The sequence below is a fragment of the Carnobacterium pleistocenium FTR1 genome, assembly GCF_000744285.1.
GTDB classification, from domain to species: Bacteria; Bacillota; Bacilli; order Lactobacillales; family Carnobacteriaceae; genus Carnobacterium_B; species Carnobacterium_B pleistocenium.
In genome coordinates this window covers 1994006-2005765 of record NZ_JQLQ01000002.1, presented here as the reverse complement: position 1 = coordinate 2005765, position 11760 = coordinate 1994006, and the positions used below count along the sequence as shown (strand labels likewise).

Here is an 11760-nt window from a genome sequence, read left to right as displayed (position 1 = left end):
AATAAAAATTGTGAGGGATTATTATGAACAGTCATCTTGTTAACCAAACACAACTAAATAATTATTACTTTAGCTATTTTAGGAGCTGTTTGTAGACATGATTCATTATGGATGCAAACAAGAAACAGAAATGTTTGTATCTATATGGCTAAAGCAATTTGATTTGCTAAATATTTGCCACATAGAGAGTATCTAAGTGGTAGATCATAATGATTGTTTATTTTACATAAAATAAACGCCCACTTTAGATAGTATTCTCTCTAAGTGGGCGTTTTTACTTTTTCAAAAGAATAGAGATTCAAAAAAATAGGGGGATATTAAAATGAGAACAAGAGAAATGAAGAAAAAAGTAATTATAGGTTTAACAACAGTTACAGCGAGTTTACTATTAGTGGCTTGCGGAAACACAAGCGAAACTGGGGACTCTGAGATAGAAAATGTGAGTATAGGTATTTTGCAATATATGGAACATGATTCATTAACTAGAGCCAGAGAAGGTTTTGTCAGTGAGTTGGAAGAAGCAGATTATATTGAAGGAGAAAACCTAACCATCAATTATCAGAATGCTCAAGGAGATCAAGCAAACTTACAAAGTATGAGTGAAAGTTTGGTAGGAGAAAATGAGGTCATCTTATCTATTGCAACGCCAGCAGCGCAATCTTTAGCAACAGTGACACAAGAGGATCCGATTTTGTTCACCGCAGTAACAGATCCAGTTGATGCTGGGCTAGTTGCTGACAATGAGGCTCCAGGTGGAAATGTAACGGGGACAAGCGATATGGTTCCGATAGAAGAACAAGTTGCTTTACTACTATCTTTGGCACAAGATGCTGAAACCATTGGAATCATTTACAATTCTAGTGAACCAAATTCAAAAATCCAAGCAGATCTAGCTCAAGAAGCCATTGAAGCAGAAGGATTAGAAGTGAAGATACTAACCGTTACAACCACCAATGACGTCCAACAAGTGATGACGACATTGGCTCAAGAAGTGGATGCAGTCTACATTCCAACAGATAATACATTAGCAAGTACAATGCCAACTGTTGGTGAGATTGCTTTAGAGTACCAACTACCGGTTGTTCCAGGTTCAGCAGAAATGGTAGAAGCAGGAGGATTGGCAACATACGGAATTAACTACGAAGAGTTGGGACGTCAAACAGCACAAATGGCCTTGCAAATTATTGAAGATGGTGCTGATCCAGCAGAGATGCCAGTTGAAACTTCCAATAGTTTAGAACTTGTCATCAATGAAGAAGTAGCTGAATCACTAGGTATAGACCCTGAAAGCATTGTTTTGCCTGAGTAAACCGTAAATATAAAGGAGAATTAAAAAATAAAATGGATATTATATTATCAAGTATATCGCAGGGACTATTATGGTCGGTTATGGCAATTGGGGTTTACCTTACCTTTAGAATTTTGGATATCGCAGATTTAACGGCTGAAGGAAGTTTTCCATTGGGTGCCGCTATTTGTTCGATAACAATCGTTTCAGGAATGTCTCCTTTAATCGCCAGTTTATTAGCAATGGTTGGAGGAATGCTAGCTGGTATCGTATCAGGTTTATTGCACACAAAGCTTAAAATACCGGCTTTGCTTACAGGGATTTTAACCATGACAGCTTTGTATTCTATCAATCTAAGAATAATGGGACAAGCAAATGTCACTTTATTGGGACAAGAAACATTGATGCGTAGTTTACAATCTTATGGGTTAGAAAATCGTTTAGCAGTTTTAGTTGTTGGTGGAATCGCCGTTGGATTAGTTATTCTTGTGCTTTACTTATTTTTCAGCACTGAAATAGGATTAGCACTAAGGTCTACTGGGGATAATGAGGATATGAGTGAAGCAAATGGTGTTCATACGGATACAATGAAAATTATAGGTTACATGATGTGTAATGGGTTGATTTCTTTATCAGGCGCATTGATTGCACAAAATAACGGCTATGCAGATATCAGTATGGGAATTGGAACGATTGTTATTGGATTAGCCTCTGTCATTATCGGTGAAGTGATTTTCCATAACTTATCTTTTGCAAAACGTCTAGTGACGATAGTAATTGGTGCGATAGTTTATCGGCTGATTATTGACTTAGTCCTACAATTAGGCGTAGAACCTCAAGACATTAAATTGTTCTCAGCTATCATATTGGCAATTGCTCTTTCTACTCCACTATTGAAAAAGAAAGTAAAAAAAGCAAAAAGAATAGTAGGAAGGGAGTTGAATTAATATGACTGCAATTTTAGAATTAAAAAAAATCCATAAAAGTTTTGAAGTAGGAACAGTCAATGAAAACCATGTTTTAAAGGGAATTGATCTAACGATTGAGAAAGAAGAATTTGTTACGATTATTGGGGGAAATGGTGCTGGAAAATCAACATTATTAAACAGTGTAGCTGGAACCTATATAGTAGATGAAGGTGTTGTTCTGCTAGATGGAAAGGACGCTACTAATAAAAGAACAAATGAAAGAGCAAAAGATATTGGACGAGTTTTTCAAGATACAAAGATGGGAACAGCAACACGACTAACAATTGAAGAAAATTTAGCGGTAGCCTTTAAAAGAGGGAAAAAACGAGGCTTGACTTTAGGCGTAAAGGATAGGCAACGAGAACTTTTCAAAGAACAACTGAGATTACTAGAATTAGGATTAGAGGACAGATTGAAAATGGAAGTGGGATTATTGTCGGGTGGGCAAAGACAAGCTTTGACGTTACTGATGGCGACGATTGTTCCGCCTAAATTACTTTTATTGGATGAGCATACAGCAGCATTAGATCCTAAGACAAGTCAAATGGTATTGAAGTTAACGGATAAAATTGTTCATGAAAAAAAATTAACGGCATTGATGATCACTCATAATATGGAAGATGCAATTAAGCATGGAACTCGATTGATCATGCTTCATAATGGGAAAATAGTAGTAGATATCTCGGGAGAAAAGAAAAGTCAATTAACAGTACCGGACTTATTGGCATTATTTCAAAAAAATAGTGGAGAAGCAGTCACTGAAGATGCCCTGATACTAGGATAAATAAAAAAGGAGTTGAGAAAATTCTCAATTCCTTTTTTGTATTAAACAGAAGTTGGAAGTTTTTCTCCAATGACAGCTAGACGATCTGCAACTTCTGCTGGGCTCAAATTATTGCGTTTTACGTATAAGTTTGCTGGAGCTATACGGCATTCATGACTACACCCACGTAAATATTTATGTTCATTACTTTCTGAAGATAAAATTTGACGGTTACAAGCAGGATTTGCACAGTTTAAATAACGTTCGCATGGAGTGCCATCAAACCAATCCAGTCCAACAATCACATGTTCTTTTTGATTGACAGGGACGCTAATGCGTTCATCAAATACGTACATTTGGCCATCCCATAAATCTCCTTGAACTTCAGGATCTTTTCCGTAAGTAGCGATTCCGCCATGCAATTGTCCAACATCTTTAAAGCCTTCCTTAACTAACCAACCAGAAAATTTTTCGCACCGAATTCCACCGGTACAATAAGTCACAACTCTTTTATCCATAAATTCTTCTTTGTTATCACGAATCCATTGAGGCAACTCTCTAAAAGTTCTGATCTCAGGGCGTATGGCCCCTCTAAAGTGTCCTAAATCGTATTCATAATCATTCCGTGCGTCGATAACGATTGTATTTTCATCAAGAATAGCTTCACGGAATTCTTTGGGCTCTAAATAATCTCCAGTGACTTTATTTGGATCGATATCATCTAGTAAGTTTAAAGATACGATCTCGGGACGTAGGCGGACAAATATTTTTTTGAAAGGCGGAAGCTCTTCGTCATCTATTTTAAAAACTAAATCTGAAAAGCGAGAATCAGCATGCATGGCATCGATATACTGTTGCGTTTGCTCGAGCGTACCTGCAACTGTTCCATTGATGCCTTCTTCAGCAACTAAAATTCTTCCTTTTAAACCAACTTCTTTACAAAAAGCTAAATGCTTTAATGTATATTCTTCTGGATTTTCGATACGAACATATTTATAGTAAAGTAAAACACGGTAATCTTTAGACATAGTAAATCCTCCTAATCTGTTTCTTATCACTAGGTAGATGGACTACCTTAAACGTTAATCTATACTAACAATACACTAATCAAATAATAGAAAGCAAGACTTCAAAATATAATAATATCAAATAAAAGTAAGGACGTGTACAAATGAAAAGATGTGCTTGGGCTACAACTGAATTAATGAAGAACTATCACGATGAAGAATGGGGTAAACCGCTGCATGATGACCAGGCTTTATTTGAATTGATGATTCTGGAAACGATGCAAGCAGGGCTTAGTTGGGCTACAATTTTAAATAAAAGAGAAAATTACCGAAAAGCGCTTGATGGATTCGATCCTGATAAAATTATTCTCTATGACCAAAAAAAAATAGAAGAATTACTTTCGAACCCTGGAATAATTCGAAATAAATTAAAAATTAATTCACTTTTAAAAAATGCAGTGGCGTATTTAAAAGTAAGACAAGATTACGGTACATTTGATCGTTACATCTGGTCATTTGTAGAAGGAAATACGATCGTTAATCATTTTGACAATATGGAGCAAGTACCAGCTAAAACAGATTTATCAGTGACTCTATCTAAAGAAATGAAGAAAAGAGGTTTTACTTTTATTGGACCAGTAACTTGTTATGCGTTCATGCAAGCTGCAGGTCTGGTAAATGATCATGTCAATGATTGCTCGTTTAAATAAATCAATTATTTGATACACAGTTGTAATCTAAACGATACGATTTTATCACATACCATATGTTATAATGAAATCCGTTAAGAAGTATGGAAAGTCTAAAAAAAGGTGAGAATTTCATTAGTAGGAATTCTATTTGGGGGATAAAAACATGAATAAAAAACTATTAACTGTTGCAATATTAGGAACCATGTCATTTAGTTCTCTTATTTTGCCAACTGCTGTTAACGCTGAAACTTCTACAAATCAAGTTTTTGAATCTCAACAACAACTAAACCAATCTGAAACAGCAATTGAAGAAGCACAAAAAAAAGTTGATGGATTACAAGCTCAATCAAGTCAAACAGAAGCTGAATTAGAAACAGTAACAAATGCAATCGATTCAAACAAGGATAAAGCAGCTACATTATTAGCTGAAATTGAATCAGCTCAAAAAGAAAAAGAAACACTACAAACTGAAATTAAATCTCTTGAAGACAAAATTGAACAACGTAGTGAACAACTTGAAGATCAAGCACGTACAGTACAAGTAAATGGCGATACAAAAAACTACATAGAATTTGTTATTGAAGCTGAATCTATGTCTGATGTACTAGGACGAGTTGATGTAGTTACTGATTTAGTAAAAGCAAATAAAAATCTTGTTCAAGCACAAGCAGACGATAAAGAATCGGTAGTAGAAAAGAAAGAAAAAACAGAACAATCGATTGTTCAACAAAACTCTCTTGCCGCTGATTTAGAAAATGCAAAAGCTCAAATGGAACAGCAATTACTAGAAAAAGAAGTAGTAGTGTCTCAATTAGCTATCGAAACAGCTGGTGCACAAGCTGATAAAGATAAATATGTTGCCCAAAAAGCTGAAGCGGAGAGTCAAGTAGCAGAATATACAGCAGCTCAAGAAGCAGCAGAGTTAGCTGTACTGGCAAGTTACGAAGCAGAACAAGCTGAAGAAACAGAAACAGTTATAGAAGAATCAGCTGAAAGCGAAGATAGCACGACAAAAACAGCTGTAGTTGCTGAAGAAAGCGTTGAAACGCAAACAGCAGTTGAAGAAACCGCAGCTGTAGCAGCTCAACCAACAAAAACAACTACATCTACTTCAACAAAAGCTCCAATAGAGGTCTCAACAAAAACAACTGAAAATACACAAACTAAAGCACCGGTAAAGAAAGTTGCAACAAAAACAGTTACGAAGACAACAGCACCTAAAGTAAGCACTCCAACTCAGTCTTCAAAATCAGGAACTTCTTGGTCAGCTTTACAACCACACGTTTCTAAAGTTTTAGGGACACCTTATTTATGGGGCGGAACTTCTACAAAGGGATTTGACTGTTCTGGCTTTACATCTTATGTTTTTGCAAAAGCAGGAATTTCTCTGCCACGTACAGCAGCAGCACAATATGCATCTTCTACTAAAGTTTCAAATCCGCAAGCTGGAGATTTAGTTTTCTTCAGTAGCGGTGGATCAATCACTCACGTAGGGATATATGTAGGAAATGGTCAATTTGTTGGCTCACAAAGCAGCTCAGGTGTTGCGTATACTTCAGTTAGTTCATCTTACTGGGGACCAAAACTTGTAGGATATGGCCGTTATTAAAAAATATAAAAAAATTCGTTGCCAATTGGTAACGAATTTTTTTGTTTTTTAATAGGTAAAGTTAATTTTTGAAAATAACTGTACCGAATGATGCTAGGGTTAAGATTGTCCTGTCTAGATGATTGCCTTCGTTTTCGAGTTTGATACTCCACCCTTTATACAAATCATCATTAATAGTGGATAAAACTTCTGCTTTATCTGAAAAATTACAATAAATTAGAGCCTTTTGTTCTCCTAACATTCTCACGTAAATATATAAGGTTTCTTTAGAATTTTTTAATTTGAAAGCACCTTCAATAAATAAGGACTCCTTTTTTAGAGATAATAAAGTACTTTTTTGAACGTTCTCTTGGTAGCTTACGTTGTATTTTTCTTCTTGGTTCCGCCCATTCCAAGGTTTAACAGTAGAAAATCCGTTAAATTCTAAATTATCCCATTGCATAATGCCTCGACTAATATTTTTAGCTCGCGTATTAAAGAGTTGTTTAATTTCTTCTACTTGAATCTTGAAAACTTCTAGGATAAATTTGATATATGATTGCTTTTTGCTACCATTTTATATTGTTCATAATAAGACCTCCTATAGGTTAAGTGTTTAAATTTAATTACAATAAACTAATTTTACCCAAAAAAATAGGCTAATATCATATTTGTTGAAGAGAAAATAGTTATTAAAGTTCGTTATATTCGATTAGAAGATAATTTCTTGTTAAACTAATATAAATAAAGTTTTGTTAAGAATGGGTGGTGAGCGTCAATGATGGGTCAAAAAAAGGATATCGTGAAACTAAAGCTCCAAAAGAAAAGTATTGATAATAAGGTGCAAAAAATGTTAGTCAGCATACTTTTTTTATTACGTTTTTCATTATTTTAAGAAAGATCTTTTTTTGTCTATCACACAGGTTTCAAGTTAGACTAAATCTATAAAAATATATAACTCATAGGTTAATAGGAAAGGGTGCTGGGCAAATGACGAAGGCTGTACTAATCGTAAATCCTTCTTCAGGAGGAGAAAAAGGAAAAGAGTATACTGAATTTGCTCTAGAAATTTTAAAATCAATGTATGATGACGTCGTGCTTAAAGAAACAGCTAAAGGTGGAGATGCTGAAGAATTTTCTGAAGCTGCCGCAAAAGAGCGAGTAGAAGCAGTGATTGTGATGGGCGGTGATGGAACAGTAAATGAATGTATAAGTGGATTAGCAGAAGAAGAGTATCGTCCCAAATTGGGTATTATTCCTTTAGGTACAGTCAATGATTTAGGCCGTGCTCTAGGTATACCGCTTAATCCAGAAGCAGCTATCCAAATGTTACCAGATGCAGTCACGAAAAAACTGGATGTCGGGAAAGTAAATGACGGCTATTTTATTAATGTCATAGCGATTGGAAAAATCCCAGAAGCAGTTAAAGACGTAGACATTGATCAAAAAACAAGATTAGGATCTTTATCTTATCTCATTGAAGGAGCAAAGGCGTTTAACGATAGTCAAAGCTATCCTTTTGAATTGATTTTAGATGATGACGAGGTCATTGAACAAGAATCTAGTTTAGTACTTATTGTTTTGACGAATTCAGTCGGAGGATTTGAAAATATGTTACCTGATGCAAAAATAGATGACGGATACTTACATTTAGTTGCACTAAAAGGAAAGACTTTAATGGATAAAGTTAAATTAATTCCTAAAGTGATTTCAGGAAACGTAACTAATGCAGACCAGACACTGTACAGAAAATTTAAATCAGGCAAAATAGCTGTTACAGAAGAAGCTATCGAATTGGTAAGTAATATTGACGGAGATCAAGGAGATAATCTTCCTCTTACTGTCAAAGTTTTACCTAGTCATATCACAATTTTTGTTCCTGCATAACAAATTGATAAAATAGCGAATAAAAAAGAGCCTCTAAACTAGTTTTTTATCTGAAAACTAGTTTAGAGGCTCTTGCCTATTATTTAACGTATTCTTCGGTTAGTTCCATAAAGGTATCTATATCTTTTTTCATGATTGCAATACCAGCTTCCCAAAAATCAGGTTTAGTTAAGTCAACATCTAGATGTTTCGTGGCTAAATCTTCTGTAGACATAGAAGCTGTATCTCTCAATAATGCAATGTATTTATCTTCAAAACCAGCTCCTTCTTCTAATGAACGAGCATAGATTCCTAAACTGAATAAATAGCCGAAAGTATATGGGAAATTATAGAAAGGAACGTCAGCAATAAAGAAGTGAAGTTTACTAGCCCAAAAATGTGGGTGATACTCGCTTAAAGAATTTTGATAGGCTTCTTTTTGAGCTTCTTCCATCAATTCACCAAGGCGATCTTCCGTTATAATACCGTTTTGACGTTCATTATAAAAGCGTGTTTCAAATAAGAAACGAGCATGAATGTTTAGAAACATAGCTAAAGAACTTTGTATTTTTGTATCCAATAAAGTGATTTTTTCTTCTTTAGAAACAGCTTCTTTAACTGTGGCATCAGCCACAATCATTTCCGCAAAAGTACTTGCGGTTTCTGCAACATTCATCGCATATTGTTGGTTAAGAGTTGGCAAATCAGTCATTACATGGCTATGAAAAGCATGCCCTAATTCATGCGCTAATGTAGATACTTCGCTTGATGATTCAGCGTAAGTCATAAAAATACGAGATTCTTTACTCTCAGGAAGCTCCGAACAAAAGCCACCAGGTCTTTTTCCACCGCGATTTTCAGCTTCGATCCAACTATGTTCAAAAGCATATTGAGCAAAATCGGCCATTTTTCCACTGAATTTTCGGAAGTTTTCCACGATGAAGTCAGCACCATCATCATACGGATAAACTTTGGCAGGCGCATTTCCAATCATCACCGGTGCCTCAGTGTCTTGCCAAGATAATTTTTCTTTTCCAAGTAATTTAGCTTTACGATTTAAATAATCAATAAAAGGTTGTTTATGATCGCTAACGGCTTTCCACATAGTATCTAGAGTTTCTTGCTTCATCCGATTATATTCTAAGGGACGTTTCAAGAAATCTTTAACACCATGAGCCTTATAGTCTGCTAAACGAAAACCAGCTAGATGGTTTAAGGTATCACTGAATAAAGGAGCCATGTTTCCCCAAGTTTCTTCCCATTTTTTAAATAACTGCTCACGGACTTTTGTATCTGGATCAGTATTCATTTTATTGTAGGCCTGTCCAGCAGATAATTGCTGAACATGACCTTCAGCATCTTCGAAAGGAATCTCAATTGTAGCTACTAGCGAATCATAATGATCACTCCAGCCTTGAAAACCATCGACAGAAAGAGAATTAATCAATGCTTCTTCTGTTTCACTTAATAGTTCTTTACCTTGTCTGCGAGTTTCGTTTAGGCTGAATTCAATTTCTTTAAAAGCAGGTAATTCAACTAGATCATTCCAACTATCATCAGGCATAGCAACCATTTTTTTTGTGGAGATAGTTTGAAGGGTACTAAAAGCGCTGCTCAATTCGAATACTTGACCAAAAATAATTCCAGCATGTTTATCTAGTACATCTGCAGATTGAACAGCTTCCACAAATGTAAAAACTTGAGAAAGTCCTTTTGTCAGTTTTTCTTGAACAAGTAAAATATTATTCAGCTCTTTAAATGCGGGGCTATCTTTTTCAGTATCCCACTTAGTGGTAAGTGAGGACAATTCATCTAACTGATTTCGAATAATACTTAATTTTTCTTTTAGTTCTGGCGAACTACTCCCACCTGGGAAAATAGATTCAAGATCCCATTTCATATTGTATTTCATAGAGTACCTTCCTTTCAAACGCTGAATAAATTTATTATACTCTAGTTTGCAAAAGATTTAAAATCAATGATTATTTAAATTAAATAAATGAACTATTCTTGATTCAAAATAATTTACTAAAGTAGATCATGTTACGGTAAAATAGAAATAGTGATCCTAAAGAGTAATAAAAAGGATCTTTAACATCAAGTTGTGAAAGAAGGAAGATACACATGCGTTCGACTACTAAAGACAATTTTTTTATTGCGTTAGCACTTATAATAATGGCAGCATTATTTTACAGTTCTTCACAGCCGTATGGAGAACAATCAATGACAGGTCTTTTAGATGAAATCTTAGCTAAAGAACCATTAAAAAATCTTTTAAGCCTGGTTCAATTCAATTATGCCGGTCATGAAGTGAGTATTGCTGCGCAAGGTTATAGTTCGTTTATTGAATTCTTTATTCGAAAACTGGCGCATTTTGGAATTTATTTCTTATTAGGATTATGTTGGTTTTTAGGATTGAAAAACAAGATGACAAGCATTGGTTTAGCAGCGGTTGTTTCCTGGCTACTAGCATCTGGCTATGCAGCTTTTGATGAGTTCCATCAAAGTATTACACCAGACCGGACTCCTTTGATGGAAGACGTCATTTTAGACGCTACAGGTGCATTGACAAGTATTATCCTAGCTGTCGTGTTTTTCCTATTCTATTATAAAAAGAAAAAAAACAATTATTCATTTAAAAAAAGAAAACGGTAGAAGAATTGGCGGAAGGTTGCTCTATAACGGGTTTTTTGATAAAATAAGTAGAGCTATTTGTCTAGCTTAATACACTTATACTATGAAATGGGGAGTTTAGAATGTCAGGACATTCAAAATGGAACAATATCCAAGGGCGTAAAAATGCACAAGATGCAAAACGCGGGAAAATATTCCAAAAAATATCAAGAGAAATTTACATGGCTGTGAAAAGTGGTGGACCTGATCCGAACATCAACCCTTCATTACGTATGGTGATGGACAAAGCTAAGTCTAATAATATGCCAAATGATAATGTTGAACGTGCTATAAAAAAAGGAAGTACAACTGGTGAAAATGAAAATTATGATGAAGTAATCTATGAAGGATATGGTCCAAAAGGAACGGCTGTATTGGTTCATACGTTAACTGATAATCTCAATCGTACGGGGACTAATGTCCGAGTCGCTTTTAACAAAAATAATGGTTCAATGGGTGAAAAAGGTTCGGTTAGTTATATGTTCGATCGTAAAGGATATATCGCAATTGAACGAGAAGGACTAGAAGTTGATGAAGATACCATGTTAATGAGCGTTCTAGAAGCTGGCGGAGATGAAATGGAAACATCAGATGAAGTATTTGAAATTTATACGGATCCTTCTGACTTGCCAGATGTGCGTGATGCTTTGGAAAAAGAAGGTTACATATTGGCACAAGCTGAGGTGACCATGATTCCACAAACAACTGTTCAATTACCAGAAGACAAAAAAGTTTTATTCAATCAAATGATCGATAAACTTGAAGAAGATGACGATGTAACAGAAGTTTTCCACAACGCTGAGTTATAAGCGTGGAACTAAACATAAGAATGCCTTACCTTTCTAGCACCATTAGAAAGGTAAGGCATTTTTTTGTCGAAAATTAATTAAAGAGAATAACGCAATATTTATTTAA

At 35.1% G+C, this 11760-nt stretch carries 11 protein-coding genes; 8 read left to right on the top strand and 3 right to left on the bottom strand.

What is annotated here, in order from left to right:
- The first annotated feature begins 322 nt into the window (after positions 1–322).
- The 3 genes from BP17_RS09810 to BP17_RS09800 are packed head-to-tail and all read left to right on the top strand — an operon-like array spanning position 323 to position 3040.
- On the top strand, positions 323–1309 hold the full coding sequence (locus BP17_RS09810; RefSeq protein ID WP_035053954.1) for an ABC transporter substrate-binding protein: 987 nt from the start codon (positions 323–325) through the stop codon (positions 1307–1309).
- 32 nt (positions 1310–1341) lie between these two features.
- Positions 1342–2235, top strand: coding sequence for an ABC transporter permease (locus BP17_RS09805; protein WP_035053952.1), 894 nt, complete (start codon positions 1342–1344; stop codon positions 2233–2235).
- A gap of 1 nt (position 2236) precedes the next feature.
- A complete protein-coding gene (locus BP17_RS09800) occupies positions 2237–3040 on the top strand; it encodes an ABC transporter ATP-binding protein (RefSeq protein WP_035053950.1) in 804 nt (267 codons plus the stop codon).
- Between the two features lie 41 nt (positions 3041–3081).
- On the opposite strand, the gene trhO is transcribed toward BP17_RS09800, so the two are convergent.
- Positions 3082–4047 (bottom strand): oxygen-dependent tRNA uridine(34) hydroxylase TrhO, encoded by a 966-nt coding sequence (trhO, locus tag BP17_RS09795; protein ID WP_035053948.1) that lies wholly within the window; start codon positions 4045–4047, stop codon positions 3082–3084.
- A gap of 143 nt (positions 4048–4190) precedes the next feature.
- On the opposite strand from trhO, the gene BP17_RS09790 reads away from it, so the two are divergent.
- Positions 4191–4736 carry a DNA-3-methyladenine glycosylase I gene (locus BP17_RS09790; protein ID WP_035053946.1) on the top strand — a complete coding sequence of 182 codons (546 nt, stop codon included), beginning with the start codon at positions 4191–4193 and terminating at the stop codon, positions 4734–4736.
- Between the two features lie 145 nt (positions 4737–4881).
- Entirely contained in the window at positions 4882–6327 is a 1446-nt protein-coding gene (locus tag BP17_RS09785; protein ID WP_035053943.1) for a C40 family peptidase, read from the top strand.
- Positions 6328–6388: 61 nt separating this feature from the next.
- Here BP17_RS09785 and BP17_RS09780 read toward each other — a convergent pair whose 3' ends face one another.
- Positions 6389–6769 carry a hypothetical protein gene (locus BP17_RS09780; protein WP_035053941.1) on the bottom strand — a complete coding sequence of 127 codons (381 nt, stop codon included), beginning with the start codon at positions 6767–6769 and terminating at the stop codon, positions 6389–6391.
- Between the two features lie 527 nt (positions 6770–7296).
- Between BP17_RS09780 and BP17_RS09775 the strand changes: the two genes are divergently transcribed.
- Positions 7297–8193 carry a diacylglycerol/lipid kinase family protein gene (locus BP17_RS09775; RefSeq protein WP_035053939.1) on the top strand — a complete coding sequence of 299 codons (897 nt, stop codon included), beginning with the start codon at positions 7297–7299 and terminating at the stop codon, positions 8191–8193.
- Positions 8194–8272: 79 nt separating this feature from the next.
- Here BP17_RS09775 and BP17_RS09770 read toward each other — a convergent pair whose 3' ends face one another.
- Positions 8273–10084: a M3 family oligoendopeptidase gene (locus BP17_RS09770; protein ID WP_035053937.1), complete on the bottom strand. Its 1812-nt coding sequence runs from the start codon at positions 10082–10084 to the stop codon at positions 8273–8275.
- A gap of 212 nt (positions 10085–10296) precedes the next feature.
- Here BP17_RS09770 and BP17_RS09765 point away from each other — a divergent pair, with 212 nt between their 5' ends.
- Together BP17_RS09765 and BP17_RS09760 are read left to right on the top strand one after the other, a co-directional pair.
- Positions 10297–10827 carry a VanZ family protein gene (locus BP17_RS09765; RefSeq protein WP_035053935.1) on the top strand — a complete coding sequence of 177 codons (531 nt, stop codon included), beginning with the start codon at positions 10297–10299 and terminating at the stop codon, positions 10825–10827.
- 101 nt (positions 10828–10928) lie between these two features.
- The gene (locus BP17_RS09760; protein ID WP_035053933.1) at positions 10929–11654 is read left to right on the top strand and encodes a YebC/PmpR family DNA-binding transcriptional regulator; all 726 of its coding nucleotides are present in this window, start codon (positions 10929–10931) and stop codon (positions 11652–11654) included.
- Positions 11655–11760 lie beyond the last annotated feature (106 nt).

What these genes read in the sequence shown, in the direction of transcription:
- BP17_RS09765 (WP_035053935.1), top strand. Translation starts at nt 10,297, where the DNA reads ATGCGTTCGACTACTAAAGACAATTTTTTTATTGCGTTAGCACTTATA.
- BP17_RS09805 (WP_035053952.1), top strand. Translation starts at nt 1,342, where the DNA reads ATGGATATTATATTATCAAGTATATCGCAGGGACTATTATGGTCGGTT.
- BP17_RS09780 (WP_035053941.1), bottom strand. Translation starts at nt 6,769, where the DNA reads ATGCAATGGGATAATTTAGAATTTAACGGATTTTCTACTGTTAAACCT.
- BP17_RS09800 (WP_035053950.1), top strand. Translation starts at nt 2,237, where the DNA reads ATGACTGCAATTTTAGAATTAAAAAAAATCCATAAAAGTTTTGAAGTA.
- BP17_RS09775 (WP_035053939.1), top strand. Translation starts at nt 7,297, where the DNA reads ATGACGAAGGCTGTACTAATCGTAAATCCTTCTTCAGGAGGAGAAAAA.
- BP17_RS09770 (WP_035053937.1), bottom strand. Translation starts at nt 10,084, where the DNA reads ATGAAATACAATATGAAATGGGATCTTGAATCTATTTTCCCAGGTGGG.
- BP17_RS09810 (WP_035053954.1), top strand. Translation starts at nt 323, where the DNA reads ATGAGAACAAGAGAAATGAAGAAAAAAGTAATTATAGGTTTAACAACA.
- BP17_RS09760 (WP_035053933.1), top strand. Translation starts at nt 10,929, where the DNA reads ATGTCAGGACATTCAAAATGGAACAATATCCAAGGGCGTAAAAATGCA.
- BP17_RS09790 (WP_035053946.1), top strand. Translation starts at nt 4,191, where the DNA reads ATGAAAAGATGTGCTTGGGCTACAACTGAATTAATGAAGAACTATCAC.
- trhO (WP_035053948.1), bottom strand. Translation starts at nt 4,047, where the DNA reads ATGTCTAAAGATTACCGTGTTTTACTTTACTATAAATATGTTCGTATC.
- BP17_RS09785 (WP_035053943.1), top strand. Translation starts at nt 4,882, where the DNA reads ATGAATAAAAAACTATTAACTGTTGCAATATTAGGAACCATGTCATTT.